The organism is Pseudomonas sp. Yb2C2, assembly GCF_052112325.1.
GTDB classification, from domain to species: Bacteria; Pseudomonadota; Gammaproteobacteria; order Pseudomonadales; family Pseudomonadaceae; genus Aquipseudomonas; species Aquipseudomonas marginalis.
The window spans coordinates 95,489-113,522 of the sequence record NZ_JAVAJK010000003.1 but is presented as its reverse complement, the minus strand read 5'-3'; the positions used below and the strand labels follow the sequence as shown (position 1 = coordinate 113,522).

At 61.2% G+C, this 18,034-nt stretch carries 18 protein-coding genes and 1 tRNA gene; 16 read left to right on the top strand and 3 right to left on the bottom strand.

The genetic code is table 11. The features are described 5' to 3' along the window. Positions 1-14: 14 nt before the first annotated feature. A complete protein-coding gene (locus Q8X51_RS04805) occupies positions 15-2,768 on the bottom strand; it encodes a response regulator (RefSeq protein WP_065948339.1) in 2,754 nt (917 codons plus the stop codon). A 205-nt stretch (positions 2,769-2,973) separates the two neighbouring features. On the opposite strand from Q8X51_RS04805, the gene Q8X51_RS04800 reads away from it, so the two are divergent. Both Q8X51_RS04800 and Q8X51_RS04795 read left to right on the top strand, forming a co-directional pair. Beyond that, entirely contained in the window at positions 2,974-3,702 is a 729-nt protein-coding gene (locus Q8X51_RS04800) for a response regulator transcription factor (RefSeq protein ID WP_407694097.1), read from the top strand. Continuing rightward, complete coding sequence (locus Q8X51_RS04795) at positions 3,692-5,059, top strand: sensor histidine kinase (RefSeq protein WP_065927090.1); 1,368 nt, start codon at positions 3,692-3,694, stop codon at positions 5,057-5,059. The genes Q8X51_RS04800 and Q8X51_RS04795 overlap by 11 nt, the downstream gene beginning before the upstream one ends. A gap of 3 nt (positions 5,060-5,062) precedes the next feature. On the opposite strand, the gene Q8X51_RS04790 is transcribed toward Q8X51_RS04795, so the two are convergent. Next, the gene (locus Q8X51_RS04790; RefSeq protein WP_027607322.1) at positions 5,063-5,578 is read right to left on the bottom strand and encodes a DUF2062 domain-containing protein; all 516 of its coding nucleotides are present in this window, start codon (positions 5,576-5,578) and stop codon (positions 5,063-5,065) included. Positions 5,579-5,713: 135 nt separating this feature from the next. Between Q8X51_RS04790 and Q8X51_RS04785 the strand changes: the two genes are divergently transcribed. The 8 genes from Q8X51_RS04785 (at position 5,714) to murB (ending at position 12,569) form a co-directional block, all read left to right on the top strand. After that, positions 5,714-7,939 (top strand): ComEC/Rec2 family competence protein, encoded by a 2,226-nt coding sequence (locus tag Q8X51_RS04785; RefSeq protein WP_407694096.1) that lies wholly within the window; start codon positions 5,714-5,716, stop codon positions 7,937-7,939. A gap of 109 nt (positions 7,940-8,048) precedes the next feature. Continuing rightward, the gene (locus tag Q8X51_RS04780; RefSeq protein WP_027607320.1) at positions 8,049-8,684 is read left to right on the top strand and encodes a MotA/TolQ/ExbB proton channel family protein; all 636 of its coding nucleotides are present in this window, start codon (positions 8,049-8,051) and stop codon (positions 8,682-8,684) included. Beyond that, positions 8,681-9,109 (top strand): ExbD/TolR family protein, encoded by a 429-nt coding sequence (locus Q8X51_RS04775; protein ID WP_027607319.1) that lies wholly within the window; start codon positions 8,681-8,683, stop codon positions 9,107-9,109. Before Q8X51_RS04780 ends, Q8X51_RS04775 begins: the two co-directional genes overlap by 4 nt. Continuing rightward, positions 9,109-10,119 (top strand): tetraacyldisaccharide 4'-kinase, encoded by a 1,011-nt coding sequence (lpxK, locus tag Q8X51_RS04770; RefSeq protein WP_074847165.1) that lies wholly within the window; start codon positions 9,109-9,111, stop codon positions 10,117-10,119. The genes Q8X51_RS04775 and lpxK overlap by 1 nt, the downstream gene beginning before the upstream one ends. A 23-nt stretch (positions 10,120-10,142) precedes the next feature. Then, the gene (locus Q8X51_RS04765; protein WP_003174668.1) at positions 10,143-10,328 is read left to right on the top strand and encodes a Trm112 family protein; all 186 of its coding nucleotides are present in this window, start codon (positions 10,143-10,145) and stop codon (positions 10,326-10,328) included. Further along, the gene (gene kdsB / locus Q8X51_RS04760) at positions 10,325-11,089 is read left to right on the top strand and encodes a 3-deoxy-manno-octulosonate cytidylyltransferase (RefSeq protein WP_065927093.1); all 765 of its coding nucleotides are present in this window, start codon (positions 10,325-10,327) and stop codon (positions 11,087-11,089) included. The genes Q8X51_RS04765 and kdsB overlap by 4 nt, the downstream gene beginning before the upstream one ends. Continuing rightward, complete coding sequence (locus Q8X51_RS04755; RefSeq protein WP_065927094.1) at positions 11,089-11,553, top strand: low molecular weight protein-tyrosine-phosphatase; 465 nt, start codon at positions 11,089-11,091, stop codon at positions 11,551-11,553. Before kdsB ends, Q8X51_RS04755 begins: the two co-directional genes overlap by 1 nt. Next, a complete protein-coding gene (gene murB, locus Q8X51_RS04750) occupies positions 11,550-12,569 on the top strand; it encodes a UDP-N-acetylmuramate dehydrogenase (protein WP_065927095.1) in 1,020 nt (339 codons plus the stop codon). Before Q8X51_RS04755 ends, murB begins: the two co-directional genes overlap by 4 nt. 63 nt (positions 12,570-12,632) lie before the next feature. Here murB and Q8X51_RS04745 read toward each other — a convergent pair whose 3' ends face one another. Further along, positions 12,633-13,304, bottom strand: coding sequence for a Bax inhibitor-1/YccA family protein (locus Q8X51_RS04745; RefSeq protein ID WP_027607314.1), 672 nt, complete (start codon positions 13,302-13,304; stop codon positions 12,633-12,635). Positions 13,305-13,456: 152 nt separating this feature from the next. Here Q8X51_RS04745 and Q8X51_RS04740 point away from each other — a divergent pair. The 6 genes from Q8X51_RS04740 to Q8X51_RS04715 all read left to right on the top strand — a co-directional run bounded on the left by Q8X51_RS04740 (position 13,457) and on the right by Q8X51_RS04715 (position 17,914). Next, positions 13,457-13,547 (top strand) — tRNA-Ser (locus Q8X51_RS04740). A 295-nt stretch (positions 13,548-13,842) separates the two neighbouring features. Beyond that, complete coding sequence (locus Q8X51_RS04735; protein ID WP_407694095.1) at positions 13,843-14,406, top strand: hypothetical protein; 564 nt, start codon at positions 13,843-13,845, stop codon at positions 14,404-14,406. Positions 14,407-14,718: 312 nt separating this feature from the next. Beyond that, positions 14,719-15,615 (top strand): hypothetical protein, encoded by an 897-nt coding sequence (locus Q8X51_RS04730; RefSeq protein ID WP_137212182.1) that lies wholly within the window; start codon positions 14,719-14,721, stop codon positions 15,613-15,615. A 30-nt stretch (positions 15,616-15,645) separates the two neighbouring features. Further along, positions 15,646-15,930, top strand: a complete 285-nt coding sequence (locus tag Q8X51_RS04725; RefSeq protein ID WP_027607310.1) for a hypothetical protein — start codon at positions 15,646-15,648, stop codon at positions 15,928-15,930. A gap of 101 nt (positions 15,931-16,031) precedes the next feature. Continuing rightward, the gene (locus Q8X51_RS04720) at positions 16,032-16,664 is read left to right on the top strand and encodes a hypothetical protein (RefSeq protein ID WP_407694094.1); all 633 of its coding nucleotides are present in this window, start codon (positions 16,032-16,034) and stop codon (positions 16,662-16,664) included. Positions 16,665-17,164: 500 nt separating this feature from the next. After that, positions 17,165-17,914 carry a hypothetical protein gene (locus Q8X51_RS04715; protein ID WP_027607308.1) on the top strand — a complete coding sequence of 250 codons (750 nt, stop codon included), beginning with the start codon at positions 17,165-17,167 and terminating at the stop codon, positions 17,912-17,914. The last annotated feature ends 120 nt before the right edge of the window (positions 17,915-18,034 follow it).

Sequence of the window (18,034 nt, the reverse complement as noted above, 5' to 3'; positions counted from 1 at the left end):
CCTTTTTGATGAGTTCAGGCGCTGACCCGCGCTTCACTAGCCAGCCGTGCAATGGCCATGTCCAGCTCGTCCAGCGCGGTCATGGCCTTGGCGTCGTCCTGCTTGAGCAGGGTTTCGGCGCGCTGGCAGGCGGCGCGCAGTTGCGGCACGCCACAGTAGCGGGTGGCGCCGTGCAGACGGTGGACGCGTTCGATCAGGGCCAGGTTGTCCTTGGCCTCGCGGGCGACGTGAATGGCCTGGCGATCGGCTTCCAGGGAGGCCAGCAGCATGGCCAGCATGTCGGCCGCCAGGTCCATCTTGCCGGCGGCCAGGCGCAGGCCTTCCTCGTGGTCCAGCACCGGCAATTGCACCCCGGGGCCCAGGCCTTCGACGGCGCGCTCCGGCACCTGGTTGCGCAGGGCCAGGCCGGTCCATTTCAGCACCACCTGGGCCAGTTGCCGTTCGCTGATGGGTTTGGTCAGGTAGTCGTCCATACCACTTTGCAGCAGGGCGCGCTTTTCGTTGGCCATGGCGTGGGCGGTGAGGGCGACCACCGGCAAGGGCGTGCCATGGCGCTCGCTTTCCCACTGGCGGATCGCCTCGGTGCTCTGGCGTCCGTCCATGCCCGGCATCTGCACGTCCATCAGCACCAGGTCGAAGGTGTCCTGTTTCACCGCGTCGACCGCCGCGTAGCCGCTTTCCACTGCCCGGACCTGCGCGCCCATGTCTTCCAGCAGGGTTTGCACCAACAGCAGGTTTGCCGGGTTGTCGTCGACACACAGCACACGCGGCGCACGGCTGGACAACGGCTCGCCCGGTTCACTGCGGGAGGGCCGCGGGCTGATCAGGTCGGACAGGGCACGGCGCAGCTTGCGGGTACACGCCGGCTTGGCCTGCAACTGGCTGTTGGGGTTGGGTACCGACTCGTTGAACAGCATCTGTTCGGTGGTGGGGCACAGCACCAGCACTTTGCAACCCAGGTGTTCGAGGTCCCACAGGTGCTGGTTGAGGCGCTCGGGCGGAATATCGTTGGCGGTCACGCCGAGTACCGCGAGGTCGATAGCCTGCTCGGTCTGGTGAGCGCTGGTGATGCCGTTGGTCAGGCTTTCCAGGGTATTGAACGGCGTTACTTCCAGGCCACAGTCTTCCAATTGGTGCTGCAGGGCCTGGCGAGCCAGGTCGTGGTTTTCCAGCACCGCTACACGATGGCCCAACAACGGCGCGCAGGGCAGGTCTTCGACGTCGTCGCGGGTCTTGGGCAGGTTCAGGCTGATCCAGAATTCAGAGCCTTCGCCCGGCGTGCTGTCGACGCCGATTTCACCGCCCATTTGTTCGATCAGGCGCTTGGATATCACCAGGCCAAGCCCCGTGCCGCCGGGCTGGCGCGACAGTGAATTGTCGGCCTGGCTGAACGCCTGGAACAACGCCCGCACGTCCTGGCTGGACAGGCCGATGCCGGTGTCCTGCACGCTGATGCGCAGTTGCACGCTGTCTTCCTGCTCGTCCTCGATCATCGCCCGGGCCACGATGGTGCCTTCGCGGGTGAACTTGATCGCATTGCTGATCAGGTTGGTCAGGATCTGCTTGAGCCGCAGCGGGTCGCCCACCAGCGCCAGCGGCGTGTCGCGGTACACCAGGCTGACCAGTTCCAGCTGCTTGGCATGGGCGGCGGGGGCGAGGATGGTGAGGGTGTCTTGCAGCAGATCCCGCAGGTTGAACGGGATGCTGTCGAGCACCAGCTTGCCGGCCTCGATCTTCGAGAAATCGAGGATCTCGTTGATGATGCCCAGCAGGTTGTCGGCGGATTTTTCGATGGTGCCCAGGTAGTCCAGCTGGCGCGGGGTCAGCTCGCTTTTTTGCAGCAGGTGGGTAAAGCCGAGTATGCCGTTGAGCGGCGTACGGATTTCATGGCTCATGTTCGCCAGGAACTCGGACTTGATGCGGCTGGCCTCCAGGGCCTCCTTGCGCGCCAGGTCCAGCTCGATGTTCTGGATCTCGATGGTTTCCAGGTTCTGGCGCACGTCTTCGGTGGCCTGGTCGATGCTGTGCTGCAATTCTTCCCGGGCGTTTTGCAGGGTTTCGGCCATGCGGTTGATGCCCGATGCGAGTTGATCCAGCTCCTGGCTGCCCAAGGGTGGCAGGCGGGTTTCCAGGTTGCCGTCCTTGAGTTGGGCCACCGCTTGCTTGATCAGGCCAATCGGCGCGTTGATCGTACGGCTGATGCGCAAGGCCAGGGCTGCGGTGCAGATCAGGCCGATGGCAATCAGCAGCAGGCTGGCGAACAGGCTGCGATAGCCGCGCAGCAACATACCGTTGTGGGACAACTCCACCTCGACCCAGCCGAGCAGGCGATCGGCTTCATCGGGGATCAAATCGCCCGCCAGGTTGCGATGGCGACCAAACACCGGCAGCAGGTAGCGCGTGGCGTCGTTGCCGGTGCGCTGCAGCAGGTGGGAACTGTTACCCACCGGCGGCTGGTTGAGCATGGTCGGGCCGGCGTGGGCCAGGGGCGTGCGGTCCGGCGCGAGGAACGCCACGGTGCGTACGTCCGTCTGTTCCAGGGATTGGGTGGCGATACGCTCCAGCAGGTCGGTATTCCTGCTGCCCATGGCCGGAGCCACCAGGGGCGCCAGCTGCTCGGCGATCATTTCGCCGCGTTGCAGCAGTTGGGCCTGCAACTCCGAGAGCTGCATCCAGGTGAAGTATCCTCCCAACAACAAGGCCATCAGGCTGGTCGGTAATAAGGTCAGCAACAGTACGCGGCCTTTTATCCCCATTCTTTTAAGCACGCCACTCTCCTGCTACCACACTGATATCAATCTTCCGCGCCGGCATCCGGCCCGCGCCACCTGCGCAGTGTAGCCATTTGCGCGGCCTGGAATCTTGCAAATTAATGACAGAGGGCAATCTTCGGGCCGTTGGACGCCGTGTGGCGATTGCCTGCGGCGGGGTTATCTTGAATAATCAGTGATTGAGAATGACTTGCAGACGCTAATGAATCCCGCAGCAGTTGGCCTACCCCGTATCCTCACAATTGAAGATGACCCCGTGCTGGGTGCCTATGTGCATGAGCATTTGGGGCGCTGTGGCTTCCAGGTCACCTGGTGCCAGAACGGTCAGCAGGGCTTGGAGATGGCGCGCGACCAGGCATTCGACGTGGTGTTGATGGATATTCTGCTGCCGGGCCTGGATGGCTTGTCGATCCTCACCCATCTGCGCCGGAGCCATTCGATTCCGGTGATCCTGATGTCGGCCCTGGGCGCTGAAACCGATCGCGTCAGCGGTTTTCGCCTGGGTGCCGATGATTACCTGCCAAAGCCCTTCAGCATGGTAGAGCTGCGCGTGCGTATCGAAGCCATCCTGCGGCGGGTGGCCCTGGATCGGCGCCCGTTGCCGACGCTTGAGCCCGTGCGCGAGGATACCCGCACCCTGCGTTTCGACGATGAACTGTGCGATGTTTTTCATCAAGGCCACTGGGCGGGCCTGACCCGCAGCGAATATCGCCTGCTGGAAACCCTGCATCGCAACGCTGAAGAAGTCCTCAGCAAAGCCTTCCTCTACCAGCACGTGTTGCAACGGGGTTATGCGCCCCATGATCGCAGCCTCGACATGCATATCAGCCAGATCCGCCGCAAGCTCAAGGCCATCGGCTACAGCGAGCGTGAGGTGCGCACGGTGTGGGGCAAGGGCTATGTGCTGAGCGGTCACGACGATGGGCTTTGAGGCATCACTGAAACGGCTGCCGGGCAGGCACTCGTTATTCTGGAAGCTCGCCTGCCTGCTGATCGCCTTCTGTTTGCTGATGATCTGGCTCAGTTGGTCCTGGGGCCGGTACATGGAGCAAAAGAACGCCTACCTGTCCGATGAGGCCAGGAGCACCTTGAGTGGTTATGCGGTCGGCGCCGAGCAGGCCTGGAACCAGAGCGGCAATGCCGGCGTTGATGCGTGGCTGCAGGCAATGGGCAAGCGCGAAAGCACGTGGATCGGGGTGATCGGCAATGACTTGCAGTCGTTGAGCAGCTACCCGCTGACCGACACGGAAAGCCAGCGCCTGACCTTTCTGCGGGGCCTGGATTGGCCGGTCAGCCGCCACGTCAAGGGGTTGCCGTGGTTGAAGATCCCGTTTGCGGTGGATCCGGGCGCCGGTTCGCTGGTGATTGAACTGCCGCAGCGTTTTATGCCGGGGCGCTACCAACTGTTCTGGCGGGTGCTGACCAACGGCGTGATTCCCGGCCTCTTTACCTTGTTGCTGTGCATCGGCCTCTATCGGTTGCTGATCATGCCCCTCAATCAACTGCGCGAGCAGGCCAACGCATGGCGTGCCGATCAATTGAATACGCGGATGTCCCACGACGCCACCAGCCGCCAGGACGAATTGGGCGAGCTGGGGCGCGCGTTTGATCATATGTCCGAGCGCTTGCAGGGTACGGTGATGCTGCAACAGCAGCTGTTAAGGGACATGTCCCATGAACTGCGCACGCCCTTGAGCCGTTTGCGGGTGGCCTGTGACAGTGAGCAGGATCTTGCGCGCCTGCGTGAGCGGCTGGGGCGGGAGATCGATGCCATGCAGCGCCTGGTGGAAGACAGCCTGCAACTGGCCTGGCTGGATACCGAGCGGGCGCCGCTGCCCAAAGAAGATATTCAGGTGCAGGCGCTGTGGGACATGCTGCGCGAGAACGCGTGCTTTGAAAGCGGTTGGCCGGCGTCGCGGCTGCCCTGCCTTCTGGGCGCCGACAGTTGGGTACGGGGCAACCTGAATGCCCTGGCCCAGGCCCTGGAGAATATCCTGCGCAACGCCATACGCCATTCCCCGGCGGAGGGGGTCGTGTGCCTGGATGGATGCCGCGAGGGGGAGTATTGGCACCTTTGGTTGGAAGACCAGGGCGGGGGAATCGATGAGCAGGATCTGGAGCGAATCTTTGCGCCGTTTACGCGGCTGGACGGTTCGAGGCCCGGCGATGGTGGCTTCGGGCTGGGCCTGAGCATCGCGCGCAATGCCGTGCAACGCCAGGACGGCAGCCTGTGGGCGGAAAATACCGGCCAGGGCCTGCGTGTGCACCTGCGGTTGCCGGCGCGATAGGTCTCAGCCTCGGCGCTGCTTGCGCTTTTTCCATTGGTGCGCGACCCACCAGCGCCAGTACCCCATGGTCAGGCAGTAGGCCAGTGCGCCCAGCACCAGCCCCAACACCACCGAACCCAGCAGGAAGGGCTGCCACAGCGTGCTCAACTGGCCGCTGATCCACTCCCAGGTCAGGTCGTCGGGCAGGCTGCGCGGTGGCACATTCATCAGCCAGGCGCCGGTCATGTAGGTGCAGATGAACACCACCGGCATGGTGATCGGGTTGGTCAGCCATACCAGGCTGATGGCGATGGGCATATTGCCGCGCACGGTGATCGCCAGCACTGCCGCCAGCAGCATCTGCAATGGGATCGGGATAAACGCCGCGAACAAACCCACGGCCATGGCGCGTGCCACGGAGTGCCGATTCAGGTGCCAGAGGTTCGGGTCGTGCAGCAACGTGCCAAGAAACTGTAATGACTTGTGTTCCCTGATACTGGTGGGGTCGGGCATGTACCGTTTGAATAAGCGCCGAGGCATAGGGGGTCCAGGTCAGTTCGAGGGGCAAGTATGCCCGCATTCTATAAACAGAAAATTCAGACTTTGTGACAAAACATCATAGGACACGCTGGGCCCTCGTCTAAGACTGAGTGGATCACTTGAAAAGGAGGGTTCATGAAGACAGGGATGTTCGCGCTCGCGCTGGGGTTGCTTGCCTTGCGCTTTCTACCGGCGTTGCCGTCGACGGGGTGGCTGATAGCCATGTTGGTGCTGGCATTGATGCTATTGCCTTTTCGTACGTCGCCACTGGCATTTTTCCTGCTGGGTTTGAGCTGGGCCTGCATCAGCGCGCAGTGGGCGCTGGATGATCGACTACGGCCGGTGCTGGATGGCCAGACGCGATGGCTGGAAGGCCGTGTAACCGGGTTGCCGCAGCAGACAGGGACGGGCGTGCGTTTTGAGCTGGCCGACAGCCAGGCGCGCAACGCCCGGTTGCCCAAGCGCATCCGGGTGTTTTGGCACGGCGGGCCGCCGGTACGCAGTGGCGAGCGCTGGCGTCTGGCCGTGACGCTGAAACGGCCTGCCGGGCTGCTCAATTTTCACGGTTTCGATCAGGAGGCCTGGCTGCTGGCCCAGCGCATTGGCGCCACTGGCTCGGTGAAGGATGGTGAGCGCCTGGCGCCGGCGCGTCATGCCTGGCGTGACACTGTCCGCCAACGTCTGATGGCGGTGGATGCCCAAGGCCGCGAGGCGGGCCTGGCGGCTTTGGTGCTGGGGGATGGCTCCGGGCTGGCGGCCGAAGACTGGCAGGTGTTGCAGGACACTGGCACGGTGCACCTGTTGGTGATTTCCGGCCAGCACATTGGCTTGCTGGCGGGGTTGATCTACGGCTTGGTCGCGCTACTTGCACGCTACGGCTGCTGGCCCCGCACCTGGCCGTGGCTGCCGTGGGCGTGCGGCCTGGCGTTTGCCGCCGCGCTGGGGTACGGCCTGCTGGCAGGGTTTGGCGTGCCGGTGCAACGGGCCTGCGTCATGGTGGGGCTGGTGTTGTTGTGGCGCCTGCGCTTTCGTCATCTGGGCTTCTGGTGGCCGTTGTTGCTGGCACTCAATGGCGTGCTGATCCTGGAGCCACTGGCCAGCCTGCAACCCGGATTCTGGCTGTCCTTCATGGCTGTCGCGGTGCTGGTCCTGGGATTTGGTGGGCGCTTGGGGCCGTGGAGTGTCTGGCAGGCATGGACACGCCCCCAGTGCTTGATTGCCGTTGGTCTGTTTCCTGTGTTGCTGGTGCTCGGCTTGCCCGTCAGCGTCAGTGCGCCGCTGGCCAACCTGGTTGCCGTGCCGTGGATCAGCCTGGTGGTGTTGCCCCTGGCGTTGCTGGGGAGCACATTGTTGCCGCTGCCGTATGCGGGTGAGGGCTTGTTGTGGCTGGCGGGTGGGGCGCTTGACGAGTTGTTCCGGGGCTTGGCATGGCTCGCTGGGCTAATGCCTGCCTGGATACCGGCCGAAGTGCCCCTGGGTTACTGGCTGATCAGCCTGGTCGGCGCGGTGCTGTTATTGCTGCCCAGCGGCGTGCCGTTTCGGCCCCTGGGCTTGCCACTGCTGTTGTTGGCCGTGTTTCCACCCCGCGAGCTCGTGCCCCATGGGCGGGTGGAGGTGGTGCAGCTGGATGTCGGGCAGGGTCAGGCCTTGATCCTGCGTACCCGCCATCACACGTTGCTCTACGATGCCGGTCCGCGTTCGGGGGCGGTTGACCTCGGTGCCCGTGTGGTAGTGCCCGCGTTGAAAAAGCTCGGCGTCGGGACGCTGGATATGATGCTGCTGAGCCACGCCGACGCCGATCATGCCGGGGGGGCGTCGGCTGTTGCCCGAGGGTTGCCGATCCGGCGTGTCGTGGGCGGTGAAACCGAGGGGTTGCCCGCGTTTCTCGCCACCCAGCCCTGCGTCAGCGGCGAACAGTGGGAGTGGGACGGTGTGGCATTCGAGCTGTGGCAGTGGCCTGATGCGATTGATGGCAACCCCAAGTCCTGTGTTCTGCAGGTCCAGGCCAATGGTGAGCGGCTGCTGCTCACGGGGGATATTGATCGGGCTGCCGAGCGAGCATTTCTCGCGTCTTCGTTGGCCGTGCACACCGACTGGCTGCAATCCCCTCACCATGGCAGCCGCAGTTCGTCGTCCTGGCCTTTTCTACAGCGGCTGGCGCCCACGTCGGTGCTGATTTCCCGTGGGCGTGGCAATGCGTTCGGCCATCCTCACCCGCAGGTGGTGGAGCGCTACCAGCGACTGGGCAGCCAGATATACGACAGTGCCGAGCTGGGCGCGGTGCGCGTGCAATTAGGGGCTTTCCAGCCACCCACTGTTGCGCGTAGTCAACGCCGTTTTTGGCGCGAAACGTTACCCTGAGCCGGCCATGCCAAAGGCCGGCGCCTGGGACAGACGGGTCCATGGCCGACGAACCCCGCCGCCGAACCTATATGGTAAAGTGGCGCACTTTTTCGAGGGGACATTCACTGTGTGGGAATTGGTCAAATCTGGCGGCTGGATGATGTTGCCCATCATCCTGAGCTCCATCGCCGCACTCGGCATCGTTGCCGAACGTTTGTGGACCCTGCGCGCCAGTCGCGTCACCCCCGAGCATCTGCTGGGGCAGGTCTGGAGCTGGATCAAGAACAAGCAGCTGGACAAGGACAAACTCAAGGAACTGCGCGCCAACTCGCCCCTGGGTGAAATCCTCGCCGCCGGCCTGGCCAACTCCAAGCATGGTCGCGAGATCATGAAGGAGTGCATCGAAGAGGCCGCCGCCCGGGTCATCCATGAACTGGAACGCTATATCAACGCCCTCGGCACCATCGCAGCCATGGCGCCGTTGCTCGGTTTGCTGGGGACGGTACTGGGCATGATCGATATTTTCAGCTCGTTCATGGGCTCGGGCATGACCACCAACGCGGCCGTGCTGGCCGGCGGTATCTCCAAGGCCCTGATTACCACGGCGGCGGGCCTGATGGTCGGTATTCCTTCGGTGTTCTTCCATCGTTTCCTGCAGCGGCGCATCGATGAACTGGTGGTCGGTATGGAGCAGGAAGCCATCAAGCTGGTGGAAGTGGTGCAGGGCGACCGTGATGTGGACCTGGTTGGGGGCAAAGCGTGAAATTTCGCCGCAAGCAACGGGAAAATGTCGACATCAACCTCGCGTCGTTGATCGACGTGGTGTTTATCCTGCTGCTGTTTTTTGTCGTCACCACCACCTTCACCCGGCAGACCGAACTGCGCGTCGACCTGCCGGAAGCCGTGAGTGGTTCGCCGGCCGAAGACCAGGAAGTCAAGCAACTGGACATCGCCATCAGCGCCGACGGCGCGTTTTCGGTGAATAACCAGGTGCTCGAGAAAAACGACCTCGCCAGCCTCATGGCGGCCCTGGAGAAAGAGTCCGGCGGCGATACCAAGATGCCGTTGTCCATCAGTGCCGATGGCAAGACCCAGCACCAGGCCGTGATCACTGCGATGGACGCTGCCGGCAAGCTCGGTTTCAGCCATCTGCGCATGAGCACTGTCGAGGCGGCGAGCCAACCCTGATGGCCATGTCCGATCGTTTGCTCAAGGCCTGGTACGAGGGCCATCCGGCACTGGCGTTGTTGCGTCCGCTGGAATCGTTGTATCGCCGGGTGGTGCAGCGCAAGCGCGCGCGGTTCCTGGCGGGAGAGGGCGAGATCTATCAATCGCCGGTGCCGGTGGTGGTGGTCGGTAATATCACCGTGGGCGGCACCGGCAAGACGCCGTTGATCCTGTGGTTGATCGAACACTGTCGGCGCAGTGGCCTGCGGGTGGGTGTGGTCAGTCGCGGGTATGGCGCCAAGCCGCCGCAGTTGCCATGGCGCGTCGAGGCGAGCCACAGCGCCACGGTGGCGGGCGACGAGCCTTTGCTGATCGTGCAGCGCTGCGGCGTGCCGCTGATGATCGATCCCGACCGCAGTCGTGCGGTGCAGGCCTTGCTTGCCAGCGAGACCCTCGACCTGATCCTCTCCGACGACGGGCTGCAACACTACCGCCTGGCCCGTGACCTGGAACTGGTGCTGATCGACGCCGCCCGGGGCCTGGGCAATCGCCGTTGCCTGCCGGCGGGGCCGTTGCGCGAACCGGTTGAGCGTTTGCACAGTGTGGATGCACTGCTCTACAACGGTGCCGGCTCGGATCGCGACGACGGCTTTGGATTTCGCCTGCAACCTACCGCATTGGTCAACCTGCACAGCGGCGAGCGCCAGTCGCTGGCGTATTTTCCTGAGGGGCAGCAGGTACATGCGGTTGCCGGTATCGGCAACCCGCAACGTTTCTTCAACACCCTCGAAACGCTACACTGGCAGCCGATTCCCCATGCTTTCGCCGACCATGCGCCCTACAGTGCCGAGGTCTTGAGTTTTACCCCGTCATTGCCACTGGTCATGACCGAGAAGGACGCGGTGAAGTGCCGCGCCTTTGCCCAGCCCGACTGGTGGTACCTTGCGGTGGATGCGGTGCCGTCGCCGGCGTTCGTCGCCTGGTTCGACACGCAGCTGATGCGCCTGCTGCCCGCCCGTCTTTTGCCTTAAACGCTTTTTTCCAGGAAACACTCATGGACACCAAACTGCTCGACATCCTCGCTTGCCCGATCTGCAAAGGCCCGCTCAAGCTCAGCGCCGATAAAACCGAGCTGATCAGCAAGGGCGCCGGCCTGGCGTACCCGATCCGTGATGGCATCCCGGTGATGCTGGAAAGCGAAGCCCGCACCCTGACCACCGACGAGCGCCTGGATAAATGACCACAGCCTTTACCGTTGTCATTCCTTCCCGCTACGCCTCGACACGCCTGCCGGGCAAGCCGCTGCAACTGATCGGCAGCAAGCCGATGATCCAGCTGGTGTGGGAGCAGGCCTGCAAAAGCAGCGCTGAGCGTGTCGTGGTGGCCACTGATGACCCGCGCATCATCGAAGCCTGCAAAGGGTTCGGCGCCGAAGCGGTGCTGACCCGTGAAGATCACAACTCCGGCACCGATCGCCTGGCCGAAGTGGCCACGCAGTTGGGCCTGGCGCCAGACGCCATCGTGGTCAATGTGCAAGGCGACGAGCCGTTGATCCCGCCGGGCGTGATCGACCAGGTGGCCGCCAACCTGGCCGCCCACGGTGAAGCGCGTATGGCGACCCTGGCTGAGCCGATTGAAGACATCGACACCCTGTTCAACCCGAACGTGGTCAAGGTGGTCAGTGATGTCAACGGCCTGGCGCTGACCTTCAGCCGTTCGACCTTGCCCTGGGCGCGCGACGCCTTCGCCAGGAACCCTGACCTGCTGCCGGAAGGCGTGCCGTATCGTCGCCATATAGGTATCTACGCCTATCGTGCGGGGTTTCTGCATGACTTCGTCAGCTGGGGGCCGTGCTGGTTGGAAAATACCGAATCCCTGGAGCAACTCCGAGCCCTTTGGCACGGCGTACGCATCCACGTGGGCGATGCTCTGGAAGCACCGCCTGCGGGTGTCGATACCCCGGAAGACCTTGAGCGCGTCCGTCGCCTGCTGGGGGCCTGATGGAGGTTCTGTTTGTCTGCCTGGGCAATATCTGCCGCTCGCCCACCGCTGAGGGCGTACTGCGCCATAAATTGCGCGAAGCCGGGTTGGCGGGGCAGGTCGACGTAGCGTCCGCCGGCACCGGCGAGTGGCATGTCGGCAACCCGCCGGACCAGCGCAGCCAACGTGCGGCGCTGGTGCGCGGCTACGATTTGTCGGCCCAGAGGGCCCGGCAGGTCTCCCGCGCCGACTTTGCGCGCTACGACCTGATCCTGGCCATGGACCACAGCAACCTGCGCAACCTCAAGGCCATGCAGCCCGGCCAGGGCAAGGCGGAGTTGGACCTGTTCCTGCGGCGCTATGAGGCTGAAGTGGACGAGGTGCCGGATCCCTACTACGAAGGCGAACAAGGCTTCGAGTGGGTCCTGGACCTGATCGAGCGGGCGTGTGATTTACTGGTGATCGAATTGAAGGGGCGGTTATGACCTTGCAAGTGCGGGCGCAGGTGTCGCTCAAGCCATTCAACAGCTTTGGCATTGATGTGCGTGCCCGACTGTTCGCCGAGGCCCGCAGTGACGCCGATGTGCGCGAGGCACTGGCCTATGCGTCGACCCAGGCGTTGCCCTTGCTGGTGATCGGCGGTGGCAGCAACTTGCTGCTGACCCAGGACATTCCTGCCCTGGTGTTGCGCATGGCCACCCAGGGTATTCGCGTGCTGCAGGATGATGGCGTGCAGGTGGTGGTCGAAGCCGAAGCAGGCGAGGCCTGGCACCCGTTTGTGCTGTGGACCCTGGAGCAGGGCTTCTGTGGTCTGGAAAACCTCAGCCTGATCCCCGGCACCGTCGGTGCCGCCCCCATGCAGAACATCGGTGCCTACGGTGTGGAGATCAAGGACGTCTTTGCCGGCTTGACCGCCCTCGATCGCCAGACGGGCGAGTTGCGCGATTTCAGCCTGGAAGAATGCAACTTTGCCTACCGCGACAGCCTGTTCAAGCACGAAACCGGGCGCTGGTTGATCCTGCGGGTACGCTTTGCCCTGAGCCGCGCCAGCCACCTCAAGCTCGACTACGGCCCAGTGCAGCAGCGCCTGGCAGGGCAGGGGATCACCGAGGCGACACCGAGCGATGTCAGTCGCGCGATTTGCAGCATCCGTAGCGAAAAATTGCCCGACCCGGCAGTGCTTGGCAATGCCGGCAGCTTCTTCAAGAACCCGTTGGTGTCCAAAGCCCTGGCTGAAGAGTTACAGGCACAGTATCCGGACCTGGTGGCTTACCCACAGGCGGATGGGCAGATGAAGCTGGCCGCTGGCTGGCTGATCGACAAGGCCGGCTGGAAGGGCTTTCGTGACGGCGATGCCGGCGTGCATGCCCTGCAGGCGCTGGTGCTGGTCAACTATGGCGGCGCCACAGGGCACGATATTGCCAACTTGGCCCAGCGTATCCAGCGCGACATCGCCCAGCGTTTCAAGGTCGAGCTGGAAATGGAACCCAACCAGTACTGATACCCCGAAAACAAAAATGCCCCGCATCTTTCGATACGGGGCATTTTTTATGCAGCGAGTAAATCAGTCGTCGCGGCTCATGATGCCGAAGATCTGCAACAGGCTGATAAACAGGTTGTAGATCGACACATACAGGCTGACGGTCGCCATGATGTAGTTGCGTTCACCGCCGTGGATGATGGCGCTGGTCTGGAACAGGATGCACACGGAGGAGAACAGCACAAAACCCGCGCTGATCGCCAGTTGCAGGCCGCTGATCTGGAAGAACATGCCCGCCACCACCGCCGCCAGCAACACGAAGAAGCCCGCGGTGATGAAGCCACCCAGGAAGCTCATGTCCTTGCGGGTGACCAGCACGTAGGCCGACAGACCACCAAACACCAAGGCGGTCATGGCAAACGCCGAGCTGACCACTTCCGCACCACCGGCCATGCCGAGGTAACGGTTGAGGATCGGGCCGAGGATAAAGCCCATGAAACCGGTCAAGGCAAACGCCGACACCAGGCCCCAGGCCGAGTCACGCAGCTTGTTGGTCAGGAAGAACAGGCCATAGAAACCGATCAGTACGACAAAGATATTCGGGTAGCCGACGTGCATCTGCTGGGCCACGAACGCCATTAAGCCGCTGAATGCGAGGGTAAGGGCGAGCAGGCCATAGGTGTTGCGCAACACGCGGCTGACTTCAAGCTGCTCAGCCTGCGCGTTACCATTCACTGCGTAATTCTGTTCGCGCATGGCGACACTCCTTCGGTTTTGAAACGTTCAGTCGCAAAGATCATAACAGACGCTCTGTAACAAGCGATGGCGAGAGTTTGACAGTGTGTTTCATTCGGGTATTATGGCGCCCGCTGAGACAGGATGGGCTACCCTAATCCTGTGATGCACAAGGGAAATTGGCAGAGTGGTTGAATGCACCGGTCTTGAAAACCGGCGAACGTTAATAGCGTTCCCAGGGTTCGAATCCCTGGTTTCCCGCCAAGATTCAAACGAAAGCCCCGCTATGCGGGGCTTTTGCGTTTCTGGGGTTTGGCGATCTTCTGATTACTGTGCCCTGTAGCAGACTCGCGCAGCCAATACTGATGATTGCCGATGCAGCCCGGGACCTGAATCAAGCAACTGAAGCCACTTCCACTGGCTCATTTAATTCGTGGTTTTTTCAGCCAGCTTTTGCTCGTCATCTTTTTATTTTTTTACTACTATCGTTCATCTGCGCACTCAAGGAAGAGAGGCTGAGCGCCTTGAGGCTGGTAGAAAAATTACACTCGATCATTGAATGAGTTATTACTTTTACCCAGAACCTAACGACTCAGCCATCCGTAATTACCTCTTGGTGGAACCGATGGATAAAATGTGTGGCATCGTTGTAGTGGTAGGGCTTGCCCTCTCTGGATGCGCTACGAAAACTCCCGAAAAACCTGATGTGACTCCACCTCCTGCCGTCGTCCGGGAAGCACCGCCTGAGGTCGCACCTTCGACCCCAGAAAAGTGGACTGTGCGATACGAGGCTGCACCTGCGAACGCCAGTGCTGACGCCCCGAAAGCAACTTCTCCGGAGGCGGCTCAATCAGAATCAGAAACAAACTTGAACCAAAATCGCGCTGAGCAATGCCGTAAAGAACTGGATGTTTTAAAGGTCTACAACAAAGCGTCTTACGATAAATACGAGGCGCAATACCAGGCCATTGCTGCCAAGACTGCCAAATACATGGAAATTAAAGACTCATTGGGTCCCGATTTAAACTACATGGTTATGCCGGCTTATCAATTTCAAATTCGTGAGTTCTGCTTCCGAGTTAAGACCCGTCTGTCGGAGCTTGTGCTTCGCCAAGCCCGATAATGATTCCACGTCCGGGGACGTCTTTTGCCAGCTGGTGAAACAAGCGCTGCATTGTCCGAAAGATGACGAGGGTCCCAGGCGTGGTTTCCCGCCAGGACTTAAACGAAAGCCCCGCCTTAGCGGGGCTTTCGTGTTTCCGGCCCCAATGTCGCGAACGTTGTGAACCCGTTGGCATTAACCCATATGCACAGGGAACGATGTTAATGGGCCATGTTCCAACCTGCCGTGCCAAGCCCGCCCAATGACGGCAGGGTTCAATCGGCCCCGCATAAACAGCGGTGCGCGCAACCCCATTACAAGGACGCAAGCGTTATGCAGTCATCCCCCTCCCAAGCGCCTTCCGCCACCGGCGAACTGATCGCCAGTTTCCGTCACGGCAAGGGTTTTCTGATTTTCAGTTTGATATTTGGCGTTGTGTTGTTAGGTCTCGCCGGGTTTGTGTTGTATCTGGGCACGATCCTGCCACCGGGCAATGAAGGGCCGGTCAGCCTCCAGACGTCCCGTGGCATGGCCTTCAGCTTCAGCAGCCCCCATACCTTGATTTACGCCACCAGCGCTTTGCTGGCGGTTCTCGGGCTGGGTGTATTTGCCGCTTACGCCTGGCACAGGAAACTGCGTGCGCCGCTTTACGACGTGTATGAGCATGGTATCGAGCGCATCATCAACGATCAGCGCGAATACACCGCCTTTGCCGAGATCGATGACTTGTATCTGTTTGGCTCCGGGCAAACCGTGCTGACCGGCATGATCACCAACGTGGCTTACCGTCGTAATGCCACGGAGCCGTTTCATCGAGTGATCGAGAGCCTCAAGGGCTTTCACGATTTCCAGCAGTTGGTCCGTGAGCTGCACGTACGTGCACGTCTGCCGGGGGTGCGGGCGACGCTGGAGTCGGGTGGGGCGGTCAGGTTCAATTGCATCAGCTCCGGGCAGGTCTGGGGCAAGCGTGTCAGCGGCAACTTCCTCAAAATCACCACGACGCCGATTGTGGTGAGCCAGGATTTTCTCGAATACCAGGGGCGCAAGGTGCCGATGTCGTCGCTGCGTACCGTCGACCTCAACGCCTGGACCGAAAAGGTGGTGATCAAGGACGAGAGCGGCAAACCCGTGTTGTCGACCATCGCCACCGGCATTCTGAGCCACGACCTGTTCCTCAACACACTCGATGCCGTGTTTGCGGCTGAAGAGCAAGCACGCGAACCGGCTTGAGCCAATCGTGTCATTCATGAGGATTAAACGATGATCTATCGCGGCGCAGGCTGGCTGACACTGTTCACGCCGGTGGCCATGGTGTTGCTGCTGATGGGGGTGTGGCCCGACCCCAGCGTCAAACCCGGCAATACCTCACTGATGCAACTGTTGATGGGGGTGGGGATTGGCTCGGCCATCAATACCGTGCTGGGCTTTGTCCTGAATCGGCAGGTGCATGAAGATGGCGTGCGCCATCACTTCTTTTTCATGCCCATGCAGTGGCCGGCGCTGGCGATCATGATTGTCTGCGCGGTGATTGCCCTGCTCAAGTAAGGCCGCCCGTAGGCGGGCGTCCAACTAACGGTTTGAGGGGAACGCAAAGGTTCCTGGCTTTTCGCCCATTATTGAACGCTGCAACCCCTGGAGCCTGTTGGATGAACCGTCAAGACCCACCTCACCTCGTCGCCACGCTTCCCGGAGCGCCAAGCACTGGAAGCCCTGTCGCGCACCCACCCACCTGGTATTACGGCCCGGATCTACCGAGCGTTGGCGGCAGTGGTCGGGGGATCCTGGGGTTCTACATTGCGCTACTGATGCTGTTGCCGGGCTATGGGCTGGTGATGTTGCTCCTGGCCGGGCTCGGAGCGCTTCAGGGCACGCCGCCCAGCGCTGAATCGAGTTTTACGACGTCGGCGCTCATCCTGTTCATGCTCGGTACCGCAGTGCTCATCGGTGCGATGTTTGCCTGGATGGCCTCTACGCCTCATGTGGAGGCCTTCACGTTCGATGAAAACCAGCAACTGCTTAGCCTCACGGTTATCCGTCGTGGCCGCAGGCCCTACGAAGTGCGGGTGCCATTCAGCAACATCATTTACGTCTGCCCCTACGTCCTCGCCCGGTTTGATCGCCATGGGCATTTCCACCTCGTGGGTCAGGTACCCAAGGACAAGGTTTTCGAATATCGGTTGGGTGAGGGTATCTCTCTGGACGAAATGGCGTTTCACGCTGAATGGTTGCGGGGAATGATAGGGGCGCGGATGCACGAGCTGGTGAATCTGGATAAATGAAACATTCGCGTTAATACCAGACGCGTAGTGTCGGGCCGTCCGCGCTTGAAACCCGCGCGAACGCTACTGCGGCAGCAATGGCATTTAAGTTGATGGGCCCAAATACAGGGCGAAAACTGCCCCAGCCACACGCGCAGCTGATCTTAAAGGCAGTGACCCATGGCTCAGCAGAAAAGCTGAGCCACCGAAAGCAGGCATATCACCTGGACAAAAATCTGAGCTCGAATGGGATGTTTCATCTGTGCGACCCTCCTGTACAGCTGCGGGGGGAAGTGCCATACGCGATGTAGATCCTCCCTGGATCGCCCACAACACTCGCAACTGTTCCATGGAGTATAGGCCCTGAAACGAATCTTTCACGATTGGGCCGATTCAGTCCCCGGCGGGCTCTGCTTACAACTATATGCCCAGCCCATTGCACTTTTTTTCATTTATCCAATCTATCTTTGTCCCAGCCCTGCCGATTTCCCGCGTGGGCAAAAGAACCAGATCGGGTGCCGATGGATCGCACGTTACTTTTATTCAAGACTCGACGAGTGCCTCGGCCCCTGTGGCTGGCCGTGGTGTTGATACTCTGCGCCAGTGGCTGCACCCAGCAGCAGGGGCGGGATATCGCCAAGCAGTTCAGCGATGGCAAACCCGATGAATTCTTCCAGACCAGTGTCGATCGCATGGCGACCCTGGGCATGCGCGACAACTTGCAAAGCCTGTATTTGCTCATGAACAAGCTCTACCTGCGTAACCCCAACCAGTGGCGCCAGTCGGGTTATCCGGATGCGGTGAGCGCTGCGCGGGAGATCCGCCTGGCCATTGAGCAGCGCCGCTCATTACCCGCCCTCGGGGAGCGTCGCGACCTGGCGGCGCTGAGCTACTCCTTGAGCCCTGAGTTTCAGGGCGATCGGGTCGGGGCGTTTATCTATGCCATCGGCAGTATGATCGTGACCGCCCACGGTGGGCGTACCGAGTTCTACATTACCGACTCGATCAACCCGCAGTTCGTCAGCAATGCCGCGCGCAATATCGAGAAGGCCACCTGGCTGCTCAGCAAGCGTCAGGATGCAAACGGTGTCCTGCTCCTGTTTTCCAATGAGATCTCGGAGGAGGGCAGCAACCTGAGTTTCGCCGTCGAGTTCGGCAAGATTGTTGCGCGTCTGGACCTGTTGACCCAGATGCTCGACGAACGCTACCGCCGTATTGGCCTTAACTATGCACAAAGCCTGTTGTTGATGAATTTCCTGCCGGTGCAGTAATTGGGTTGTTCGGTATGCTGTTTCTGCTTTGGATGTAGGAAGCGGCCTATCTTGCATTCCGATGCTTGAAACACCTCCCTGTGCGCAATAGCCTCGGATTTTTCTGAAAAAACGAGGCCC

Excerpts from the sequence above, each read along its gene's own strand:
- Q8X51_RS04745 (WP_027607314.1), bottom strand. The coding sequence starts at position 13,304 with ATGCGCGAACAGAATTACGCAGTGAATGGTAACGCGCAGGCTGAGCAG.
- Q8X51_RS04735 (WP_407694095.1), top strand. The coding sequence starts at position 13,843 with ATGAGTTATTACTTTTACCCAGAACCTAACGACTCAGCCATCCGTAAT.
- Q8X51_RS04800 (WP_407694097.1), top strand. The coding sequence starts at position 2,974 with ATGAATCCCGCAGCAGTTGGCCTACCCCGTATCCTCACAATTGAAGAT.
- Q8X51_RS04790 (WP_027607322.1), bottom strand. The coding sequence starts at position 5,578 with ATGCCTCGGCGCTTATTCAAACGGTACATGCCCGACCCCACCAGTATC.
- Q8X51_RS04730 (WP_137212182.1), top strand. The coding sequence starts at position 14,719 with ATGCAGTCATCCCCCTCCCAAGCGCCTTCCGCCACCGGCGAACTGATC.
- Q8X51_RS04755 (WP_065927094.1), top strand. The coding sequence starts at position 11,089 with ATGGAGGTTCTGTTTGTCTGCCTGGGCAATATCTGCCGCTCGCCCACC.
- murB (WP_065927095.1), top strand. The coding sequence starts at position 11,550 with ATGACCTTGCAAGTGCGGGCGCAGGTGTCGCTCAAGCCATTCAACAGC.
- Q8X51_RS04715 (WP_027607308.1), top strand. The coding sequence starts at position 17,165 with ATGGATCGCACGTTACTTTTATTCAAGACTCGACGAGTGCCTCGGCCC.
- Q8X51_RS04720 (WP_407694094.1), top strand. The coding sequence starts at position 16,032 with ATGAACCGTCAAGACCCACCTCACCTCGTCGCCACGCTTCCCGGAGCG.
- Q8X51_RS04725 (WP_027607310.1), top strand. The coding sequence starts at position 15,646 with ATGATCTATCGCGGCGCAGGCTGGCTGACACTGTTCACGCCGGTGGCC.
- kdsB (WP_065927093.1), top strand. The coding sequence starts at position 10,325 with ATGACCACAGCCTTTACCGTTGTCATTCCTTCCCGCTACGCCTCGACA.
- Q8X51_RS04765 (WP_003174668.1), top strand. The coding sequence starts at position 10,143 with ATGGACACCAAACTGCTCGACATCCTCGCTTGCCCGATCTGCAAAGGC.
- Q8X51_RS04795 (WP_065927090.1), top strand. The coding sequence starts at position 3,692 with ATGGGCTTTGAGGCATCACTGAAACGGCTGCCGGGCAGGCACTCGTTA.
- lpxK (WP_074847165.1), top strand. The coding sequence starts at position 9,109 with ATGGCCATGTCCGATCGTTTGCTCAAGGCCTGGTACGAGGGCCATCCG.
- Q8X51_RS04785 (WP_407694096.1), top strand. The coding sequence starts at position 5,714 with ATGAAGACAGGGATGTTCGCGCTCGCGCTGGGGTTGCTTGCCTTGCGC.